Source organism: Aliifodinibius sp. S!AR15-10 (genome assembly GCF_031569985.1).
Taxonomy (GTDB): Bacteria; Bacteroidota; Rhodothermia; order Balneolales; family Balneolaceae; genus JAMQKA01.
In genome coordinates, this window is sequence record NZ_JAMQKA010000047.1 from 18,382 (window position 1) to 39,917 (window position 21,536).

The following is a 21,536-nucleotide window of genomic DNA, read 5'->3' on the forward strand; positions in this document are numbered from 1 at the left end:
ATCGGTTGCAAATTGAATGTTAAAGGTTAAATGTTGTACGATGAGTTAATCTTCAACCTGCAACCTTGAACATCCAACCCTGAGTCAACAAAGCTCTAATCAATAATTTTCTTTATTATACATTAATTTGAACAGGGAATCGTTAAACTGTACCTTACAGAACTGTGATTTTGAATACCCCCAATTGATGCAATATGCTCGATAAAATTACTGATATTCTCACCAAAGTTTTTGGCTCTAAAAGTGAGCGCGATCTTAAGAAGATCTGGCCCATTGTGGATGAGATCAACGCTCATACCGAAAAGATGAAAGAGCTCTCGGATGAAGAGCTAAAGCAAAAGACAGAAGAATTTAAAGCCCAAATTCGCGAAGCCACAGCTGAAGTTGACGAAGAGCTGGAGGAGTCCAAGCGGAAGCTAAACAGCAATGAAGAGGACCTGACGGTTGGCGAGCACCGAGAGCTCACCGAGCTGGTTGATACGCTGGAAGCGGAACGCAATGATATTGTGGAGGAGGTTTTGGACGAAATTCTTCCCGAAGCCTTTGCCGTGCTGAAAGACACCTGTCGCCGCTTCTTGGGCAAGAAATGGATGGTCGGCGGAAGCGAAAACGAATGGGGAATGGTTCCCTATGACGTGCAGCTCGTTGGTGCTATTGTGCTTCACCAGGGACGCATCGCCGAGATGAAAACCGGTGAAGGTAAAACGCTGGCAGCTATCTTTCCCGCCTACCTGAATGCGCTGGCGGGCCGTGGCGTACATATCGTTACAGTAAATGATTACCTGGCCAAACGTGACGCCGAGTGGAATGAACCTATTTTTAATTTCCACGGGCTGGAAGTGGACTGTGTAGACCTTTACAAGCCCAACTCAGAGCAGCGTCGCAAAGCCTACCGCGCCGACATCACCTACGGAACGAATAATGAATTTGGATTCGACTACCTGCGCGACAATATGGTGGTCAGCTCCGAACAGATGGTACAGCGCGAGCACCACTACTGCATTATCGATGAGGTCGACTCTATCCTGATCGACGAGGCACGTACTCCATTGATTATCTCCGGTCCCGTGCCGCAGGATACGCAGTCGCATAAGTACGAAGAGCTGAAACCCCGGGTGGAATCGTTGGTTCGAGCCCAGAAAAAGCTGGTGGCAAGCTTGGTAAAAGAGGCACAGGAGCACCTCGAAGAGGACAATGAAGAGGCCGCTGGACTGGCACTGTACCGGGCACAACGCGGATTCCCAAAAAACCGCCAGTTCCGCAAGATGATGCAGATTCCTGCAAACGAACGGCTGGTGCAGCAGACGGAGGCATTTTACCTGCAGGATAATGCCCGCCGCCTGCCGGAGGTTGACAAGGAGCTCTACTATGCGGTGGATATGAAGCAGAATGCCATCGAGATGACCGAAAAAGGCCAGGACTTTATCACCAAGTCGGATGAGGACAAGGATTTCTTCGTGATCCCCGATATCGGAACGGAAACAACCGATATTGATGAAGAAATTGAGGAGCTGGAGAAGGAGAAGATCGAAGAGATCAAAGCCAACGATGAGTTCAGCGAGGAGTACAAAGAGAAGAAAATTAAGGAAGCAAAGGAAGAGGTAGAGCAGGAGCGTGAGCGAAGGTTTAATGAGCTGCGTCGCACTTTTTCCGAGCGAAGTGACCGCATCCACACCGTCAATCAGCTGTTGAAAGCTTATACTCTTTTTGAGCGCGAAGAGGAATACATCGTGCAGGAGGGTAAAGTTCAGATTGTTGACGAACATACAGGTCGTGTTCTCTCCGGACGACGTTATTCCGATGGACTCCACCAGGCGATTGAGGCCAAGGAGGATGTAAAAGTAGAAGCCACAACGCAGACCTACGCCACCATTACTCTGCAGAACTATTTCCGGATGTACCACAAACTGTCCGGTATGACTGGTACGGCGGCCACCGAGGAGGGCGAGTTTACCGAAATTTATGATCTGGATGTCGTCGTTATTCCAACCAACGAGCCGGTGATCCGTGATGACAAGGAGGATCTGGTATTCCGCACGAAACGGGAGAAATACAATGCGGTGATTGAAAAAATCCAGGAGTATCACGACAAGGGGCAACCGGTGCTTGTGGGTACCACCAGCGTGGATGTTTCGGAGACAATCAGCCGGATGTTAAAGCGGCAGAATATTCCGCATAATGTGTTAAACGCCAAGCAGCACGCCCGCGAAAGTGAGATCGTAGCCCAGGCCGGTAATCCCGGCGCGGTGACGGTGGCAACCAACATGGCGGGTCGCGGTACCGATATTAAATTGGCGCCCGGTGTGCGCGAGAAGGGTGGCCTGGCAATTATTGGTACCGAGCGGCACGAATCCCGGCGCATTGACCTGCAGCTGCGCGGACGTTCGGGTCGACAGGGAGATCCCGGCGAATCTCAGTTCTATGTTTCGCTTGAAGACGACCTGATGCAGCTCTTTGCCTCCGACCGCGTGGCCAAAGTGATGGATCGGCTCAACTTTGAAGAGGGCGAAGTCATTACACACTCCTGGATCACCAAGTCGCTGGAGCGAGCCCAGAAAAAAGTAGAGCAGAACAATTTCAGTATTCGTAAAAAGCAGCTGGAATATGATGACGTGCTGAACAATCAGCGTGAAGTAATCTATGCCCGCAGAAAGCACGCGCTTGAGGGCGATCAGCTCCGCAGCGATATCTACGAAATGGTGGAAGATCTCGTGGAGCGCGTGGTAGACGAGCATTTTCCTGAAGGAGAATTTGAAAAGCTCAGGGAGGAGATTCTTCGGTTCCTGGCTGTGGATATTGAACTCGAGCCGGATGAAATGAAACAGATGCGTGAAGACGGTCTGATCGATCACATCATTGACAAGGCGTTCGAGGCGTATCGCAAGAAAGAGGAGATGATTGCCCAGCCGTTGTACGAGGTGATTAAGAATATCCAGGAGTCGGATGCCGAAAACAAACCGACCAAGGTGCAGGTTGTCTTTACTGACGGAATCCGCCGCATGCGTGTGGTCGTGGATGTAGATCGCGCCATGGAAAATGAGGGGCACGAGGTAGCCCGTGCGCTTGAACGAACGGCTATCCTCTCCACCATTGATGACAAATGGATGGAGCACCTGCGTGAGCTGGATGCCGTGAAGGAGGGTATCGGTCTGCGCGCGTTTGGACAGAAAGACCCTTTACTTGAATACAAGCGCGAGGCGTTCGAGATGTTCAAGCAGCTTGTAGACCAGATCAACCAGGAAGCGATATCTCTGATCTGGAAAGCGATACCCGAAATGCAGGCCGACCAGCAACCGATGAAACAGGCCAAGAAGCAGAAAGCCAAAGTTGATGTAAACCGAGCCAAAACCCAGCATGCCGATTCCACAAACATGGGGTTCAAAACGGGGCAACAAAATGGCGGTCAGCAGCAACAGCAGGGTGACAAAAAGCCTGAGCCGGTTACTGTTGAAGAAGAGCCCGGCCGAAACGATTACGTGAAAGTGCAGAATATGAACACCGGAAAGGTGATCGATATCAAGTGGAAGAAGGCTAAGCGAATGATTGAAGATGAGGGATGGATCCTCATTGAAAAATAGTTATTGGTTATCGGTTATTTGTGGAGTGATTAATTCAAATAACCCATAACTAATCAATCAATAACCAATCGGATGGACGTACTGGGCATAGACATAAGCAGTTCGGGTATCAAGGGGCGGATCGTGGATACAGAAAAGGGAGAACTGCTTTCCGACCAATTTAGTACTCCTCCTCTCGATGAGACTGCACCCCACAAGGTGCTGGCACGGTTCCATGATGTAGTAAACAAGCATTTCAGGTGGGACGGGCCAGTGGGATGTGCATTCCCCGCCGCAGTAAATCGTGGAGTTGTACTCTCTACAAAACGAATTGAAAATGCCTGGGTTGACGCTGATGCCTCTCAGCTTTTCTCCGAAATCATCGATAATCCGGTCTCGGTGATCAATGACTCTGACGCTACCGGCATCGCAGAAATGCGGTTTGGATCAGGGAAAAATCACCATGAGGGTACCATTATTGTGCTTACAGTAGGTATTGGGATCGGCTCTGCACTTTTTCGTGATGGTTTGCTGGTGCCAAACACGGAACTTGGATTAATTGAGATGAAGGGCGTTACCCTGGAGCAATATGCCTCCAATAAAACTCGTAAAGAGGAGGGTATTCGTAAAAAAACCTGGGGTAAACGCTTGCAGGCTATATTGGAGAAGCTGGAAACTGTTTTTCACCCCGACCTTTTTATTCTCGGCGGAGAGTTAAGTAAAAAAGCCGAAAAGACGTTTCCCTACATTAGAGTGAACACCGGTTTCAAGGCGGCGAGTTTTCTCAACGACGCCAGTATTGTGGGTGCCGCCATCGTTGCCTCTACTGAAACCGAGGAGGTTACTTCCTCGTAATTTTTCTCTTCCAGACTCTCAAAAAATTTGAAGACCAATCCACCTCTTTTGATTATTATTTTTTGTAGTTGCTTCATTGCTGCCAATCAACAGAAAATAAAGCATTAAAATTTTCTATAAGTAGAATTAAATCACTTATTTATTACTAAATTTGTTTTTACTTTTGTAAAAGAGAGTCTCCCGCTCGTACAGAAAGTTGAGATCAGGGAGTAAAATTTAGACATCCTCGCTTGTCTTATTTCGGCCACAATGGCCAGGTAATTAAAATATTTATGTTAGAGAGGTAGGTTTAGAGGATGATTAAGATTATTGTCAGCGCTGAAGATATACTGCTAAATGAGAAGATACGAAGGTTGATGACAGAGGGGCCGCTTCAAACAAGGGTAATAGGGAGCGTACGCCACACACACGAGCTCATTGATATGTTGGAGCAGGAGCTGCCAGACATAATTATTCAACATGTTGGCTCCGGTGGAACCCCTAAATTAGATGCCATTTTTCAAGTTACCCATTCATACCTGGGGTTGCCCATACTTGCGGTGGGATCGGGCTTCGATGACGAAATAATTGCTGAAATTATCAAGGCGGGTGCCATGGGCTTCCTGGAGGTTAGTCAGCTCGATACAGTCCTGGCCGCTGCGGTAGATATGCTGGTGAGTCAAAAACACACCTATGTTAGCAAAGCGGTGGCTCAGAAACTTTCAGAAGAAATTCAAATGCTCAATCTTATGGCCCGCCAGCAACGGCTATCGGAACGGGAATTCCAGGTGATGAAGATGATAGCAAGGGGGCTAAGTATGAAAGAGATTGCTGAAGAACTTTCCGTGAGTGTGCGAACAATTTACACCTATCGTGCCAGGTTAATGGAAAAAATGGGACTTAAATCCAATGTTGCCATTCGGCATTATGCGCTGGGCCGATTTCTAATTGAAAAAGATGAGGTGAAGGATTAAAGCAATTCTATTTTCATCTCACTAGCTCTCTTGAAGTAGTATCTTATCGCAGAATCCCATTCTGTCTTTCAGGTTGACGGAGGGATATCCAATTTTGGCATCTTGCTTTGGATATATAGTGTTCATTGGTGAAAAGTTGTAAATAAATCTGTGTGATTTACGCCAATGAGTTTCCTCTTTTATTTTAGTTTTTCAAGGACTAAAATTTCTGGAGAGGGTGAAAGAGTCGGTATACTACAAATTTTCGCCTATTTCTATTGTTAGCTGAGGATAGTTTCGGTATTATTTTAAGCAGAAGAGATCCAGATATTGGAGGGATCCAGGCTGTTAGTTTTTGTCTTTTCTATATAGAATAAATTATATATGTTCTTTATACACTTATTAGCTGGGATCGTTTTGGGGAAAACGGGATGCGTTTATATCCAGCCTCAGTTTTTTTAACCTTCTACAACCAAATTAAATCTGATATGAAAACTTTAAAAGGATGGATATTACTGTCCATTACAGCACTGATATTTGCAGGTTGCCAATCAGCTGAAAAACAAATAGTCGATGATGGTCCTGGTCCGATACAGGTTTTGTTTTTAGGCCATGATAGTGAGCATCATAACTCCGAGGCCTACGCGCCGCTGTTGGCCTCTGGCCTGGCCGATGATGGCATTCATTTCACATATACGGAAGATCCGGCAGACTTAAATGAAGAGAATCTGGCCAAGTATGATGCCCTCATGCTTTACGCCAACCATGATTCCATCACCACCTCACAGGAACAAGCGCTTCTCGATTTTGTAGCAAGTGGTCGCGGTTTCCTACCTATTCATTCCGCCAGTTATTGTTTTAGAAATTCAGAAGCTTTTGTAGAACTGGTTGGTGCGCAATTTATGGAGCACGGCACCGGCACTTTTACCGCCGAAATAGTAAATAGCGATCATCCCGTCACCGACGGTCTTTCCGAATTTGAAACTTGGGATGAAACCTATGTTCACGACAAGCACAATCAAGACCGCACCGTGCTGATGGAGCGGGAAGATGAACCGTGGACCTGGATCCGCACTCATGGCAACGGACGAGTATTTTATACTGCCTACGGTCATGACGAGCGAACATGGTCAAATGAAGGATTTCATGAACTGGTAAAAGCCGGAATTGTTTGGTCCGTAGGCGACCAGGTGCGCCAAAATTGGGAACAGTTTGAGGAAACAATTCCGCAACTGACCTATGAAGACCGGGAGACGATCCCCAACTATCGCCAGGTGGATCCGGCCCCAAAATATCAGCTGCCGCTTTCCCCCGAAGAGTCCAAGAAATTGACGCAGGTCCCAGTGGGATATGAGCTGGAACTGTTTGCCTCCGAGCCAGACATCATCAATCCCATTGATATGACCTGGGATGCGCAGGGTCGCCTTTGGGTGATCGAGACCGTGGACTATCCGAATACGGTTCGTGAAGAAGATGGAACCGGGGATGACAAAATTAAGATACTTGAGGATACCGATGGTGACGGGAAAGCCGATAAAACCACGGTATTTGCCGAGAATCTGAATATCCCCACCAGCCTGGCACTGGTTAATGGCGGTGTGGTTGTTTCACAGGCTCCCCACTTCCTGTTTTTGAAGGATACCGACGGGGATGATAAGGCGGATGTCCGTGAAAAAATTATTACCGGCTGGGGAACTTTTGACACGCACGCCGGCCCCTCGCACCTGCAGTACGGTTATGACAATCAGATCTGGGGGACGCTTGGATACTCCGGTTTTGAAGGAACCATTGGGGGCGAAGAGTTTGAGTTTCGCCAAGGCTTTTATCGCTTTACCACCGATTTCGACAACATCGATTTCGAATACCTGACAGCTACCTCCAACAACACATGGGGGCTTGGCTTTAATGAAACTTTTGATGTGTTCGGTTCCACAGCCAATAACGAGCACCTGGTGTACATGGGCATTCCGCAGCGGTACTATGCTGATTATGAGTGGCCGGAAGGGACCGATCGCCAGCGCTGGAGTGCCGGACGCAAGAAAATTGACGGGCACTATGCCATGCACCCCATCACCCGAAACTACCGCCAGGTTGATGTCTTTGGTGGATTTACAGCCGCTTCCGGGTTTAAATTCTATACCGCGCGCCAGTTTCCGGAAAAATACTGGAACCGAATTGCTTTTGTGAGTGAGCCCACGGGCAACCTGACCCACCAGGCAATTATTGAAGAAAACGGTGCGGGATATACGGAAAAAGATGGATGGAATATCCTGGCCAGCCACGACGAGTGGGTATCACCGGTACAAGCGAAAGTCGGTCCGGACGGTTCCCTTTGGATTCTTGACTGGTACAACTTCATGATCCAACACAACCCGACGCCGACTGTAGAACGAGCAGGCTGGGATGCTGAAAACGGGGCTGGAAATGCGCACGTCAACCCGCTGCGTGACCGCGAGCACGGCCGCATATGGCGTCTCACCTATACAGGATCTGAGCCCAGCGAGCCAATGAGCCTGAGCAAAGATGATCCAGATGCCCTTGTTGAAGCGCTTGGTAACGACAACATGTTCTGGCGACTCACCGCACAGCGTCTGCTGGTAGAGCGTGGCGAAACCGATGTGCTGTCCGATCTGTACGAACTAGTTGAAAATTCAGAAGTAGATGATATGGGGCTTAACACAGCGGCCCAGCATGCGCTCTGGACCATTCACGGTCTCGGTGCGCTAGACGGAAGTAACGAAGAAGCGATTAACGTGGCCACGGAAGCACTTCAGCATCCAGCCGCAGGAGTTCGAAAAGCAGCTATCAAAACGCTCCCTCGTACGGCTGAAACCAACAGTGCCATCCTGGAGTCAGGAGTACTTGAGGATGATGACGGTCACACACAGCTCGCGGCTATTCTCTCGACCATTGAAATGCCGGAAAGCGAGGAAGTGGGTGAAAAATTGTTCAGCCTGAGCCAGGATGAGAAGGTCGTTGAAGATGAGTGGCTTGCAGAAGCGCTCAAGTTGGCTGGCAATAAGCATGCTGAGGGATACAAAGCTGCTACTAGTAGTCAGCCCCAGTCAACTACTGAAGCTGAGGCATCTCAACCAGCTGCAGGAGATGTAAAGACTGTTCGGATTACTACAGTAGTAAACGAGTTGAAATTTGACATCGAAGACTTTACCGTAGAAGCTGGCCAGCAGGTAGAGATTGTATTTGAAAATCCCGATTTCATGCAGCACAACTTGCTGATTGTGGAACCCGGCGCCCTGCAAAAAGTAGGTGAGGCTGCAGATGAACTGGCGGCAAGCCCTGAAGGCAGCGATCAGCAATATGTACCTGATGTTCCTGAAGTGCTCCACGCCACCGACCTCGTCAATCCGAACCAGTCGGTTACGCTTTCATTCACTGCACCGGAAGATCCGGGAGACTATCCTTACGTTTGTACCTTCCCGGGCCACTGGAGAACGATGCAGGGTACGATGAATGTGGTTGCAAGTGGATCTGTACGATAATCTGAATAAATAAATTTAGTATAGTGGCTTTATCATTTGGCGTAAGTACGTGGGTTTGGACCTCACCCTTTAACAGCGAAACGGTCCAGTTATTTCCGAAAATCAAGAAGATGGGATTTGATGTGGTGGAAATACCCGTCGAGGATCCCGATCTGGTCGACGGCCCGAGGGTCAAGGAGTCCCTTCGGGAGCATGGCTTGGAGGCGGTGATCTGTGGGGCGTTTGGTCCCGGGCGGGATTTCACCAGTGATGACCCGTCAATCCACCAGGACTGCTTCGATTACATGGATGCACTGATGGATTTAGCCGATCAATTGGATACCGGTTTTGTAGCCGGACCGATGTACTCAGCAGTCGGAAAAGCCCGAATGGTTTCGCCTGAGCAGCGAAAAACCGAGTGGAAGCGGGCCGTTACAAACCTGCGTGAAGTGGCAAAGAAAGCCGACGATCGCGGACTGGAATTGGCCATTGAGCCGCTCAATCGTTTTGAATCTGACCTAATCAATACGACCGAAGATGCTCTGCGCCTGGTGAATGATATCGATCATGATGCGGCAAAAATTATGGTGGATGGATTTCATATGAGCATTGAAGAGCATAATCTTGAAGAGGCTATTAAGGTTGCCGGTGACAAACTTATCCACGTACAAGTATCGGAAAACTACCGCGGTACACCCGGTACCGGCCAGACGGACTGGGACAGCTTCCGCCGGGGGCTGGAAGCAATTGATTACAGCGGTTACGTGAATATCGAAAGTTTTACTTCAGACAACCAGGAATTGGCTGATGCTGTCTGTATCTGGAAGCCTTTTGCAGAGGATCAGGATCAGCTTGCGGAAGAAGGCCTGGCTTTTATCAAAGAAACCTTTAAAATAAATTAGGGACATCATTATGTCAGACAACCAAGTAAACATAGCAATCATCGGACTGGGATTTGGTGCGGAGTTCATCCCGATTTATCAAAAACATCCGCAGGCCAATATGTATGCCATTTGCCAGCGGACGGAAGCCGACCTCAATGAGGTGGGGGATGCCTTTGATATTCCGGATGCCCAGCGCTATACATCCTACGAGGAGCTGCTGGCCGATCCGGACGTTGACGGGGTTCACATCAACACCCCGATTCAGCTGCACGCCGAGCACACGCTGATGGCCCTGCGGGCTGGCAAGCATGTGGCCTGCACCGTGCCCATGGCCACCTCGGTGCAAGACTGCAAAGAGATTGTGGAAACCGTCGAAGAGACCGGCCTGAAATACACCATGGCCGAGACGGTGGTCTACAGCCGAGAGTACCTGTTTGTGAAGGAGCTTTACGAAAAAGGCGAACTGGGCAGGATCCAGTACCTGCAGGCTTCCCACCCGCAGGATATGGAGGGCTGGCCCGAATACTGGCAGTACATGAAGCCGATGCACTACGCTACCCACGTGGTAAGCCCGGTGCTGGGTCTCACCGATGCCGATGCGGAGTACGTTTCCTGTTTTGGCTCCGGGAAGATCAGCGACGATCTGATCGAGAAGTCCGGCTCCCCGTTTGCCGTGGAGACTTGCCACATCAAGTTGGCCGACTCCGACATCTCGGCCCACATCTACCGCTCCCTGTTTGACACAGCGCGGCAGTACCGGGAAAGCTTTGACGCCTACGGCTCGAAAAAATCATTCGAATGGCCGCTGATTGAGGGGGAAGACCCGGTCATCCACACCGCCAAGAAGCCCGAGCCGGAGATCCCCGAGCGCGTGGAAGTGCCCGACTACGGCCACCTGCTGCCTGAAGAAATCCAGGAGTTCACCCAGGAAGGTGTATATGATGCCGACCAGCACGCGCACCTGTCGTTTATCCAAGGCGGTGGCCACGGCGGGTCGCATCCGCACCTGGCGCATGAGTTTGTGGACTCGATTGCCAATGACCGTGAGCCCTACCCGAACGCGCGTCAATCCGCCAACTGGACCTGCGTTGGACTGCTGGCACACGAGTCGGCGATGGACGGAGGCGAAATCAAACGCCTGCCGGAGTTTACCCTCTCAAAGTAGGTAGTTCGCAATAATTTTTATAATTATTATAAATGCATATAAAACAGTAAGTTATATCGACTTTGATGTATCATAGATAGCAATGATGTGTTTGTGGTGGGGGGCAAAATTGTCCCCCATCAACTTCACTTCGCCTACAACTCAATTCTTGGTTAGATAAGTGTTCGCAGCGTCAATTATTTCTAACCTATAATATTAGGACGATGAGTGACTCGAATGCGATTAATCGGCAACGATTGTTTTGGGGTATTTGTATTGCCCTCTTACCTACAGCGTTTTCGTTTGTACTTGTCAGTAATATTCTCAACCAACTGAAAACGGGATTCATCCTGACCAACGCACAGGTGGGATACATCGGGGGTGCTGCTCTCTGGGGTATGGCCGTCTCATTGCTAACAATTGGCCCATTCCTTGAAAAAATCGGGTTTCGAAAGTCAGCTATTGGTGCCTTCTTATGCCACTTGTCGGGGGTGACACTCTTTTTGGCAGCCGCCCCTTTTGAGGGAGAGCCCTTTGCTTTCTGGATCCTGTTCATGGGAGCCATCGGGTTTGGTGCCGGGAACGGACTGATCGAGGTGACAGGAAATCCGATGGTCGCAGCCCTGTTCCCCAACAACAAAACAACCAAGCTTAACCACTTTCATGCCTTTTTCCCGGGTGGAATGGTATTCGGTGGCCTGCTGGGTTGGGTAATGACCCAGACCGGAATGATCGGTGGGGTTAATATCGGACACTGGACACTTCAGATAGCCATTATCTATATTCCCATTTTTATTTACGGAGCCATGATTCTGCCAGAAAAGTTTCCAAAAACGGAGACAGCCGAGGCAGGTATTCCTACTGGAGAGATGGTTCGCTATACCTTAACCCATCCCCTCGTCTGGGGTCTTATTGTGTTGAAGATGATTACCCTTTCCATGGAGATGGGACCGAGCCGCTGGATTCCTGAAGTATTGCAGGCAGCGGGGGTGCATGGTATCCTGGTATTTGCGTGGATAAGTGGTTTAATGATGGTACTCAGAATTTTTGCCGCCCCGTTTGTGGAGAAATTTTCTCCCCCGGGCATGCTGTTTGGTGCATCTGTACTTACAGGTGCTGGATTACTGATGTTTGCCCTGTTTGAAACGGAAGTGGTTCAGATGATGATTGCCGCGACGGTTTTCGGTTGTGGCGTTGCTTTCTATTTCCCTACCATGGTGGGACTGATGAGTGAACGGTTCCCCAAAGCCGGTTCGCTCGGGATCGTCCTGCTGATAGGGATCGGTTTTGTTGCGGCCGGTGGTTCCAACGCGATTATGGGAGAGATTGCCGATGGTTATCTTCCGGACGGCCTCAATGAAGAACGAACTGTTTCTGTCTTCGAGCGTGTTGAGGAACGATTCCCCGAATATGTTGAAACGGCAGAAGCGGCGAGCATAGAAGAGCTGGCCGAGCTGGGCTATCGGGAAGTTGATGTTGAAAATGCATTGAATAGAACCCAGGCAGCGCTTGAGTATTATCGTACAAATAATGAGTTTGATGGAACGCTTACAGGCAATGCGCTGAGAGCCATTGTGGAGAGCGGTGTAAATCAGGAACAAGAGCTGATTACCGACGCCTCCCAGGTCTTGCGTCCTGCCGATAATTACGGCGGACGGATGGCTTTTCTTTGGATTGGTCCACTGGGCTTTGTGGTAGCTGTCGTCTTTTTAGTTATCTATCTAAATGACAGAAAAAAAGGTGGTTATAAAGCAGAACAATTAAAGAAATAAACAGGGGACTACTCGGCCCTGCAGCTAAATTTATATCAATTTATTTGCGATCTCGGTTCTACCGGGATCGCATTTTTTTGTCCTTCCTATAACTTTGTAGCTTGAAAATACTATGAGATAAATAGTTGCTTTGTGGGTGCTGTGACTACTTTAGGACATTTAGTACCAGTCAAATGAAATTTTTAACTAAATGGTTGAAACATTCATTTGGATCATTTAGTTTACGGGTGGAGTTGAGATAAAGGAAGCTAAACACGAAGATATCGAAAGGAGAAGAAATTCGATCCGAAATCTTAATCCAGCTCCAAAAAAAAATTTGAACTGAATCAACCAAATAGTTGAATCATATAGTTAGTATTTAAACTTAGAATTGATCACGAATGACTGCACAAGAAAAAGATACTGAAGAACTAATATTTGAGGCCGCATGTCGTGTCTTCCATCGCAAGGGATATGATGGTGCACGGATGCAGGAGATTGCAGATGAGGCGGATATCAATAAATCGATGTTGCATTACTATTACCGAAGCAAGGATAAACTTTTTACGATGGTTTATCAGCGGGAGATGAGCCGCTTCTTTCCCATCATTTTTAAAGTCTTGGATTCTGACATTCCCTTCGATGAAAAAGTAGAACGACTGATTACGGCATACTACTCTTTTTTGAGCAAAAACCCCCGGATTTCCCAATTCATCATCCATGAGATGAATCAAAACCCGGAGCGGCTGCGGAATTTTATCCGGGAACGAGGTATCCATCCTCCAAAGAAATTTTTGAAGCAGATCCAGGAGGAAGTTGACCGCGGTAATATGGACCCGATTGAACCGAAACAGCTTATGGCCAGCATCGTTGGGTTGATTCTCTTCCCTTTCCTGGCAGAGACGATGGTAAAAGGAATTTTTGAGCTGGATGAAGCGGGCTACCGTGATTTCCTGGAAAACCGAAAGGATTTTTTACTTGACTTCATTTTGAACGCAATTAACTATAAAAAACAATGAAGGTACTCACGCTAATTTTACTTTTTGCCTCTGCAGTTCAGGCAAACGCACCGGCTGACTCACTCAGCCTTCAGTATTGCTATACCCAGGCCAGCCAGAATTATCCTGTGGCAGAAAATATTGAACTGCAGCAGAAGATCACCGAGCTCAATCTCAAAGTTGCTGATACCGGTTATTATCCAAATGTTGAAGTCAATGGAAAGGCCAGTTACCAGTCCGAAGTTACCGAGTTTTCTATTCCTGGCGGCGGGGGTCCCCCGGCAGTCAGTAAAGATCAGTATGAGGCCTCTATGAAGGTGACGCAAAATATTTTTAAAGGCGGTGCTGTAGGCATTCGGAAAGAGCTGGAGCGGGCCAAGGGAGAGCAGCAGATCCATTCTTCAGAAATCGAGCTGCACCAGGTACGTAAACAGGTTGACCAGGTATATTTCGGCATTCTGTTGTCACAGCAGCAGCAAAAAGTAAACGCGTTGCTGATTGAAGATTTGAAAGAGCGAATCAAAACGGTTCGTTCACAGGTCGAAAATGGCGTTCTTTTGCCGAGCCAGCAACATATTCTGCAGGCAGAGCTTATAAAAGCGCACCAGGATTCAGCCACGATAGCCTCAAATGTTGATGCCGGTTACCAAGTATTGAGTGAGCTGATCGGGGAGGAAATATCGCCGGACATGGACCTGAGCTTGCCATCCCCCCGGGCGAACTACCAATCGCTGCAGCCTCGGCGCCCGGAATATGAACTCTTCCAGAGCACAGAGAAGACCCTCGAGAAGCAGATTGATCTTGCGTATACGAAAAAACTACCTAGTATTTCAGCCTTTGGTACGGGAGCATTTGGTCGGCCAGGGCTCAATTTCCTGAATGACGATTTCCACGAGTATTACATCGTTGGTCTACAGCTTCGCTGGAACCTCACCGACCTTTGGATCTCGGATACCGAATTGCAGGCACTGAAAGTACAGCAACAAAAAGTGGATCAAAATCGAAAAGCATTTACCCGGCAGTTGCAGGCTTCCCTGGATCGCATCGGGCAGCGTATCTCCTCGATCCGGGAAAACATAGAGCGGGATCGGGAAATCATTGCCCTGCGCGGGCAGATTGTAAAGGAAAGTGCGAGTCAGCTTGAAAACGGTATAATAACAGCAACGGAATATGTCACCGAATTAACACAGGCAAACCGCGCCCGGCTCTCGCTGTTTATCAACAGGGTGCAGCTGGCTGAGGCGCAGATTGAGTATGCCACAACACTCGGAGTACCAATTGAATAACGAATCGTTGACCCAGACGACATCGGTGGGATATGCAGTATATCCCTATTCTACACCTCGACAATCACCCAATAAAGCCAGCTTGATGGGATGGAAATTCTCATCAAGCTCTACCGAAAATCAGAACATAACCTACACGCCATGTACCTGATAAGCTCCAGGAAAGATATGAATGATGGCAGAATATTTGCGGAAAAAGACCGTATTGTGCAGTTCGGTGGGCTAGGCCAAGGACGGCCGATCACAAAAGACTGGTTCCTATCACAGCTGTCTTCCGAGAAAGTATTGGTGTTGGTGCATGGTTTTAACAACCCATTCCTGTACGCCGTGCGGGAATTCATGCTGGCCCGTGTGCGGATTCAACGATCTTTTGGGGACGAGTATGAGCATATTCTTGGATACACCTGGCCGTCCGGTTCCTCAGAATTTGATTATTTCCATGCCAAAAGAAATACCGGGGAGGCGGGCAACCGGTTTCGTACCTGGTTGAGATGGCTGACCAAGGCCGGTTGTACCATCGATATCATGGGACACAGTATGGCGGCACTGGTGGGATACAAAGCATTGCGTGAAGAAGCCGATATCAGAATTCGGAACCTGTTCTCCCTCGGGGCTGCAATCCCCACGGATATCTTGTTGAAGGATCAAAAAATGGGGCCTTTGCTGGAAAAAGTTCATTGTTTCTACGCGTTCCACAACCGGAATGACAGTATCCTTAAATATGGCTTTCGCCTGGTTGAATGGAAAAAGGCGCTGGGCTATGCCGGTCCCTCTCACCAGCAGGATCTGCTCAAAAGGCATGCTAAGATCAATGTTATCGACTGCAGCGGAGTGGTTCAAAATCACACCGACTACCTCCACTCTCCCTCTGTGCTCCAACTGATTTCCCAGCTTTTGAAAGGCTATAAGATTGGGCAGCATACCCGCCTTTCCGACTATGTCTCGATGCCGAGCAGTGCCGAGCAGATTGAGAGCAGATATGCCATGGCATCACAAATTTAGGTAAAGAATCATCTAAGAAACTCAATAACTCAAAATACAGAAACATGAAAGTGCAGAAAGAAAAAGACAACAGTAGAAACGGGAGGAGAATCCCTTCCATATTCACAATCTTGTCCCTTTTGATGCTTGTTGCATCGGGGTGCGCTACAAATGATATTTCTGATGCCTACGGCCAGTTCGAGGCAACAGAAACGACAATCTCGTCTGAGATGAGCGGTAAGCTGCTGCAATTTACACCAACAGAAGGTGACAATATCCAGGCCGACCGCCAAGTAGGCTATGTGGACTCCACGCGGTTGTCACTTCAGAAGAAAGAGCTGGAGGCACAGCTGGAATCGATCCGTGCGCGTATCACCAATATAAATGCTGAAGTTGAAGTTCAACAGGCAGAGTTATCGTTGGCAGAAACGAATTTGAATCGGCTGCAGGCACTCCAGAAAGATGGCGCCACGACCCAGCAAAAGCTGGATGATGCGGAGGCACGGGTTCGAACTATCCAGAAGCGGATTAATGCCCTTCAGACGCAGAAACAGTCGGTACGGGCGGAGATCAACGCCACACAGGCCCGCATTGAACAGGTCAACGATCAGATTGCGGATGCACTGATTATTAACCCAGTGAACGGCACTGTTCTGACAACGTTTGTAGAACCTTATGAACTGGTGCAGCGAGGACAGCCGCTCTACCGAATTGCCAATCTCGATACCCTGATCCTACGTGTGTATGTGGATGGAGCCCAACTTCCAAGTGTTAAACTTGGGCAGCAGGTAGAAGTCTTGGTGGACAAAAATGCCGAGGAAAACCAGTCGATGAGGGGACGGGTTAGCTGGATCGCTTCGGAGGCGGAATTTACCCCGGAGCAGATTCAAACCAAGGAAGAGCGTGTGACACAGGTGTACGCAGTGAAGGTCCGTGTGCCCAATCACGATAGTACACTGAAAATTGGAATGCCGGGTGAGGTGAACTTTTAGCCACAGATATGCACAGGTTATAATTGATTTAATTAATGTTATCTGTGAAAATCTGTGGCCATTAAGCATGAAGAAATTATGAGCATTGTAAGCATTCAAAATTTGACAAAGACCTACGGCAAGGTTACTGCCCTGGACGAGATTTCGGTTGAGATCCGGGAAGGTGAGCTGTTCGGCTTCATCGGTCCGGATGGTGCCGGGAAGACGTCGCTCTTCCGGATATTGACAACGCTGCTGAAACCGGATTCGGGAAAAGCTAGTGTGTTGGGATACGATGTGGTGGATGACTATCGCCAGATACGTCCCCTACTCGGTTATATGCCCGGCCGTTTTTCGCTGTACCAAGACTTGAGTGTAAGAGAAAATATGGACTTCTTTGCCTCGGTCTTTGGCACTACGCTGGAGGAGAATTATGACCTCGTAGCGCCGATATATAGCCAGCTAGAAAAGTTTGAGTCGCGACTGGCCGGGGCACTTTCGGGCGGGATGAAGCAGAAGCTGGCGCTGAGTTGCGCCCTGATCCACAAACCGGAGCTGCTAATCCTGGATGAGCCCACCACCGGTGTAGATGCGGTATCGCGACAGGAGTTTTGGGAGATGCTTCAGCACCTTAAATCGCAGAATATCACGATTATCGCGTCTACCCCCTATATGGATGAAGCCGAGCAGTGCGATCGTGTGGCCCTGATAGATGAAGGCCATATCCTGAAGATTGATACCACTGACAAAGTTGTGGCGGCCTTTAAAAAACCACTGCTGGCCGTGAAGGCCGACAATCGATACCGACTGCTGAAAAAGCTCCGGGATTACCCGCATGCCCATTCGGTGCAGCCTTTTGGAGAATACGTGCACTACACCGACCAGCGGGAGCAGCCACAGCCGGAAGCGTTGCGACAATATCTCTCGGAGACTGGATTTACAAACATCGAAGTCAAACCGGTACAGCCGGACATCGAGGACAGTTTTATGGCATTAATGCAGGAGGAGATGGTATGAGTCAGAATGAATTGGCCATACAGGCAACCAATTTAACCCGAATATTTGGGGATTTTACCGCGGTCGACCAGATCACCTTTGAGGTCGGCCAGGGAGAGATCTTCGGCTTCCTGGGGGCAAACGGTGCCGGCAAAACCACGGCGATACGGATGCTCATCGGGCTACTGGCTCCCACCTCTGGTGAAGCGAAAGTAGCTGGTTTCGATGTGTACACGCAGGCGGAATCGATCAAGAAACGGATCGGCTATATGAGCCAGAAGTTCTCGCTCTATGAGGATTTGACCGTGTGGGAAAACATCCGGCTCTATGGCGGCATTTACGGGCTCCCCTTCAAGCAGATTAAACAGAAGGCCGACGATTTGTTGCAGACACTGAGCCTGAGTGAGGCCCGGGACAAGCGGATCGGATCCCTGCCGCTGGGATGGAAACAGAAGCTGGCGTTCTCAGTTGCGGTCATGCACAACCCGGATATTGTATTCCTTGATGAGCCCACCGGCGGGGTCGACCCGATCACACGCCGCCAGTTTTGGGAGCAGATCTACAAGGCCGCCGAAGAGGGCACAACGGTGTTTGTGACGACCCACTACATGGATGAGGCCGAATACTGCGATCGCGTTTCCATTATGGTAGACGGTCGGATTGAAGCGCTGAATTCTCCCGCCGGTCTGAAAAAGGAGTTTGAGGCTGAGGATATCGAGGAGGTTTTCATCCAGCTGGCACGTGGTGCGAAGCGCGGTGAACAGTGACCGGTTTTACAGTGTGTCAATATACAGTTACCAGTTATGAATAATCTTAAGCTTAATTCTTATTTCATGCGGCTTTTCTTGAGTATGGTGTATAGGATCTTAGCCAGTTCGTCGGCATCCTCGTGCATGCTTTCAAAGGTTTTGTCATCAATGAATCCGGTGTCATTCAAAAGGGATAACCAGTATTTGGTTTCAAGACATTCTTTGTACGAAATAAAAAGTTTGGCAGAAAAGTCTGCTTTTGAGATTGCACCATTAGCTTCTGCTATATTGGCACAAATACTGGTGCCTGATTTAAGAAGCTGTTTAGATAAAACAAACTCCTTCTTTTCATCGCTTAGGAACTGATAGGCTTTAACGATCCTAATTGAAAAAGCATATGATTTCTTATACAAATTATTATCCATCACTAACCTCATTGTTATTTAAAGGGAGACTAGGTGATATAGATCACTTTCAAAGTGATTCCTTACAAAATAAATTAGAAAAATTGTTCAACTGTACATTGACACACTGTTCCCTGATAATTGACACACTGTAAACTGACACATGCATTCATTCAAAGGTTTTGTTATAAAAGAATTTCGTCACATCCTTCGGGACACCCGTACCCTGTTGATCCTGTTTGGGCTGCCGATTGTACTGCTACTGATGTTTGGTTACGCCGTGCGCAATGAAGTGAATGATGCCCAGGTCGCGATCCTGGATCATTCCAAAGACGAGATTACGCGACAGCTGATCCAAAAGCTGCAAGCCTCCGACGAGCTAAATATTACTACATATCTTGAGTCAAATGACCAGATCGATCCCGCCTTCCAGGCTGGCAGCATCAAGCAGGTGATTGTCTTTGAGAAGGATTTCAAACAAAAAATGCAGCGTGTGGGACAGGCCGACCTGCAGATCATCACGGATGCAAGCGAGCCCAATATTGCGGGACTGGTGCAGCAGTATACCCGCGCAATCGTGCAGAGCTGGCGGCCTGAAAATGCGATGGTGTCGGGGGCAAATATCGGCATACAGCCAACGGTACGGATGCTGTTTAATCCGCAGCTGAAAAGCGTTTACTATTTTGTGCCCGGCCTTATCGCTGTAATCCTGATGATGGTTTCGGCGCTGATGACCTCGGTTTCTATCGCACGTGAAAAGGAGACCGGTACGATGGAAATTTTACTGGTTTCGCCACTAAAGCCTCATCACATTATTGTAGGGAAAGTGATCCCCTACCTGGTGCTTTCGGTGGTGAATGTGATAACCGTGCTGGTGGTGGCGGATGTGGTGTTTGGCGTGCCGTTCCGAGGATCTGTGCTGTTTTTCCTGTTTGTCTCCCTGTTGCTGATCTTTTCAGCCCTTGCGCTCGGGGTCCTGATTTCAACAAAAGCGGAAGACCAGCGGACCGCGATGATGGGCTCCCTGATGGGTACGTTGTTGCCCACGTTCCTTCTTTCGGGATTCATCTTCCCGGTGCAAAGTATGCCACAGGTTTTGCAGTGGTTCAGCCACGCGGTGCCCGCCAAGTGGTACCTGATTACCGCCCGCGGCTCCATGCTGATGGGGACCGGTTTTGAATACCTCTGGTTCCCGATAACTATCCTGGCGGCCATGACCGTGGTGCTGGTATTTGCTGGCATCCGGAATTTCCACGACAGGCTTGAATAAGTTAACGGCTCTGAGCCATCAGCTATCAGTTTATTAAAAGGCTATCATTAAACTGTCTGCTCAAGGCTGACAGCTGATAGTCCTAAGCTAAACACGTATTAATAGATGACATAAAGAAAAAACAATGAGAACCATATTCTACCTCGTACAGAAAGAGTTTTTACAGATACTGCGGGATAAAGCGATGCTTTTTATCCTGTTTGCGGTGCCGATTATTCAGCTGGTGGTGCTGGCCTATGCGGCTACCTTTGAGTTAAAGGATGCGGAGTTTCACTTGGTAGATCACGATCAGAGTACCATGTCCACGCGGCTGGCGAATACATTTGAGTCGACCGGCTATTTTACAAAAGTGGGGCAAAGCTTCAGCGACGATCAGGGTATTGATGACATTTTGAAGAACCAGGCCAAGATGGTGATGGTGATTCCCAATGATTTTGAGAAGGATCTGCGCTCCGGCCAGGTACCCAGCGTGCAGTTTATCATCAGCGCGGTGGATGGCAGTACAGCCGGGCTCATCCAAAGCTACAGCCAGGCCATATTACGCGGTTTTGGGCAGGATATCTCCCCGGAAATTCAAACAGTATCGAGCGGTGGAATTGTCAAACGAGCTGGATTTAATATTACAACCTCCAACTGGTACAACAGCACGCTCGACTACATTATGTATATGGTGCCGGGAATCATCACGATTCTGGTGACGCTGATCTGCCTGCTGCTTTCGGTGCTGAATATCGTGCGGGAGCGGGAGATTGGCACTATCGAACAGATCAATGTGACACCGATCAAAAAGTACCAGTTTATAGCTGGCAAGCTGGTTCCTACCTGGATCCTGGCTATGCTGGTGCTGACCGTGGGTTTGCTGGTTTCCTACCTCTGGTTTGAGATCCCGTTCCGCGGAAATGTGCTGCTGATTTACGGCACGGCTGCCATCTACCTGCTGGCGATCCAGGGACTGGGACTGTTGATCTCCTCCGCCTCCAACACCCAGCAACAGGCGATGTTTATCAATTTTTTCTGCGTGATGGTATTTATGCTTATGGGGGGCATTTTTACTCCCATCGAAAGCATGCCCCAGTGGGCACAGCAGCTGACGGTGGTCAACCCGATCGCATACTTTGGCAAGATCATGCGGATGGTGCTGCTGAAGGGTTCCGGCTGGGCGGATATTCAGCACATAGTGGCTGCCATCACGCTGATGGCGGTTATCCTGCTGCCGGTTGCGGTAGCCAGCTATAGGAAGCGGACTTCTTAAAAGGATGCCAGTCTTCCGCAAGTGTTC

At 48.8% G+C, this 21,536-nt stretch carries 16 protein-coding genes; 15 read left to right on the forward strand and 1 reads right to left on the reverse strand.

All coding sequences use genetic code 11. The features are described 5' to 3' along the window. Positions 1-206 precede the first annotated feature (206 nt). The 13 genes from secA (at position 207) to NC796_RS21210 (ending at position 18,601) form a co-directional block, all read left to right on the forward strand. Positions 207-3,578, forward strand: coding sequence for a preprotein translocase subunit SecA (gene secA, locus NC796_RS21150; protein ID WP_409070401.1), 3,372 nt, complete (start codon positions 207-209; stop codon positions 3,576-3,578). Positions 3,579-3,650: 72 nt separating this feature from the next. Next, on the forward strand, positions 3,651-4,412 hold the full coding sequence (locus NC796_RS21155; protein WP_310687523.1) for an ROK family protein: 762 nt from the start codon (positions 3,651-3,653) through the stop codon (positions 4,410-4,412). Positions 4,413-4,708: 296 nt separating this feature from the next. Continuing rightward, positions 4,709-5,365, forward strand: a complete 657-nt coding sequence (locus NC796_RS21160; protein ID WP_310687524.1) for a response regulator transcription factor — start codon at positions 4,709-4,711, stop codon at positions 5,363-5,365. 467 nt (positions 5,366-5,832) lie between these two features. Further along, on the forward strand, positions 5,833-8,844 hold the full coding sequence (locus NC796_RS21165) for a PVC-type heme-binding CxxCH protein (protein ID WP_310687526.1): 3,012 nt from the start codon (positions 5,833-5,835) through the stop codon (positions 8,842-8,844). 23 nt (positions 8,845-8,867) lie between these two features. Further along, positions 8,868-9,725, forward strand: a complete 858-nt coding sequence (locus NC796_RS21170; protein WP_310687527.1) for a sugar phosphate isomerase/epimerase family protein — start codon at positions 8,868-8,870, stop codon at positions 9,723-9,725. Positions 9,726-9,735: 10 nt separating this feature from the next. Then, a complete protein-coding gene (locus tag NC796_RS21175) occupies positions 9,736-10,872 on the forward strand; it encodes a Gfo/Idh/MocA family oxidoreductase (protein WP_310687529.1) in 1,137 nt (378 codons plus the stop codon). Positions 10,873-11,075: 203 nt separating this feature from the next. Beyond that, complete coding sequence (locus NC796_RS21180) at positions 11,076-12,623, forward strand: MFS transporter (RefSeq protein ID WP_310687530.1); 1,548 nt, start codon at positions 11,076-11,078, stop codon at positions 12,621-12,623. Positions 12,624-13,003: 380 nt separating this feature from the next. Beyond that, positions 13,004-13,621 carry a TetR/AcrR family transcriptional regulator gene (locus NC796_RS21185; RefSeq protein ID WP_310687531.1) on the forward strand — a complete coding sequence of 206 codons (618 nt, stop codon included), beginning with the start codon at positions 13,004-13,006 and terminating at the stop codon, positions 13,619-13,621. Then, a complete protein-coding gene (locus NC796_RS21190) occupies positions 13,618-14,886 on the forward strand; it encodes a TolC family protein (protein WP_310687533.1) in 1,269 nt (422 codons plus the stop codon). Before NC796_RS21185 ends, NC796_RS21190 begins: the two co-directional genes overlap by 4 nt. A 90-nt stretch (positions 14,887-14,976) precedes the next feature. Next, the gene (locus NC796_RS21195; protein WP_310687535.1) at positions 14,977-15,888 is read left to right on the forward strand and encodes an alpha/beta hydrolase; all 912 of its coding nucleotides are present in this window, start codon (positions 14,977-14,979) and stop codon (positions 15,886-15,888) included. A gap of 44 nt (positions 15,889-15,932) precedes the next feature. After that, on the forward strand, positions 15,933-16,859 hold the full coding sequence (locus NC796_RS21200; RefSeq protein ID WP_310687537.1) for an HlyD family efflux transporter periplasmic adaptor subunit: 927 nt from the start codon (positions 15,933-15,935) through the stop codon (positions 16,857-16,859). Positions 16,860-16,937: 78 nt separating this feature from the next. Beyond that, the gene (locus tag NC796_RS21205) at positions 16,938-17,855 is read left to right on the forward strand and encodes an ABC transporter ATP-binding protein (protein WP_310687539.1); all 918 of its coding nucleotides are present in this window, start codon (positions 16,938-16,940) and stop codon (positions 17,853-17,855) included. Further along, the gene (locus NC796_RS21210; protein WP_310687541.1) at positions 17,852-18,601 is read left to right on the forward strand and encodes an ABC transporter ATP-binding protein; all 750 of its coding nucleotides are present in this window, start codon (positions 17,852-17,854) and stop codon (positions 18,599-18,601) included. The genes NC796_RS21205 and NC796_RS21210 overlap by 4 nt, the downstream gene beginning before the upstream one ends. A 59-nt stretch (positions 18,602-18,660) precedes the next feature. Here the strand turns inward: NC796_RS21210 and NC796_RS21215 are convergent, their stop codons facing one another. After that, positions 18,661-19,008, reverse strand: coding sequence for a four helix bundle protein (locus NC796_RS21215; protein ID WP_310687543.1), 348 nt, complete (start codon positions 19,006-19,008; stop codon positions 18,661-18,663). Between the two features lie 142 nt (positions 19,009-19,150). On the opposite strand from NC796_RS21215, the gene NC796_RS21220 reads away from it, so the two are divergent. Then, the gene (locus NC796_RS21220; RefSeq protein WP_310687545.1) at positions 19,151-20,257 is read left to right on the forward strand and encodes an ABC transporter permease; all 1,107 of its coding nucleotides are present in this window, start codon (positions 19,151-19,153) and stop codon (positions 20,255-20,257) included. Positions 20,258-20,381: 124 nt separating this feature from the next. Beyond that, on the forward strand, positions 20,382-21,509 hold the full coding sequence (locus tag NC796_RS21225) for an ABC transporter permease (RefSeq protein ID WP_310687546.1): 1,128 nt from the start codon (positions 20,382-20,384) through the stop codon (positions 21,507-21,509). Positions 21,510-21,536: the final 27 nt, after the last annotated feature.

Coding starts and splice junctions, on each gene's coding strand:
- NC796_RS21165 (WP_310687526.1), top strand. CDS start 5,833: ATGAAAACTTTAAAAGGATGGATATTACTGTCCATTACAGCACTGATA.
- NC796_RS21220 (WP_310687545.1), top strand. CDS start 19,151: ATGCATTCATTCAAAGGTTTTGTTATAAAAGAATTTCGTCACATCCTT.
- NC796_RS21185 (WP_310687531.1), top strand. CDS start 13,004: ATGACTGCACAAGAAAAAGATACTGAAGAACTAATATTTGAGGCCGCA.
- NC796_RS21200 (WP_310687537.1), top strand. CDS start 15,933: ATGAAAGTGCAGAAAGAAAAAGACAACAGTAGAAACGGGAGGAGAATC.
- NC796_RS21210 (WP_310687541.1), top strand. CDS start 17,852: ATGAGTCAGAATGAATTGGCCATACAGGCAACCAATTTAACCCGAATA.
- NC796_RS21180 (WP_310687530.1), top strand. CDS start 11,076: ATGAGTGACTCGAATGCGATTAATCGGCAACGATTGTTTTGGGGTATT.
- NC796_RS21195 (WP_310687535.1), top strand. CDS start 14,977: ATGGAAATTCTCATCAAGCTCTACCGAAAATCAGAACATAACCTACAC.
- NC796_RS21160 (WP_310687524.1), top strand. CDS start 4,709: ATGATTAAGATTATTGTCAGCGCTGAAGATATACTGCTAAATGAGAAG.
- NC796_RS21190 (WP_310687533.1), top strand. CDS start 13,618: ATGAAGGTACTCACGCTAATTTTACTTTTTGCCTCTGCAGTTCAGGCA.
- NC796_RS21175 (WP_310687529.1), top strand. CDS start 9,736: ATGTCAGACAACCAAGTAAACATAGCAATCATCGGACTGGGATTTGGT.
- NC796_RS21225 (WP_310687546.1), top strand. CDS start 20,382: ATGAGAACCATATTCTACCTCGTACAGAAAGAGTTTTTACAGATACTG.
- NC796_RS21205 (WP_310687539.1), top strand. CDS start 16,938: ATGAGCATTGTAAGCATTCAAAATTTGACAAAGACCTACGGCAAGGTT.
- NC796_RS21215 (WP_310687543.1), bottom strand. CDS start 19,008: ATGGATAATAATTTGTATAAGAAATCATATGCTTTTTCAATTAGGATC.
- NC796_RS21155 (WP_310687523.1), top strand. CDS start 3,651: ATGGACGTACTGGGCATAGACATAAGCAGTTCGGGTATCAAGGGGCGG.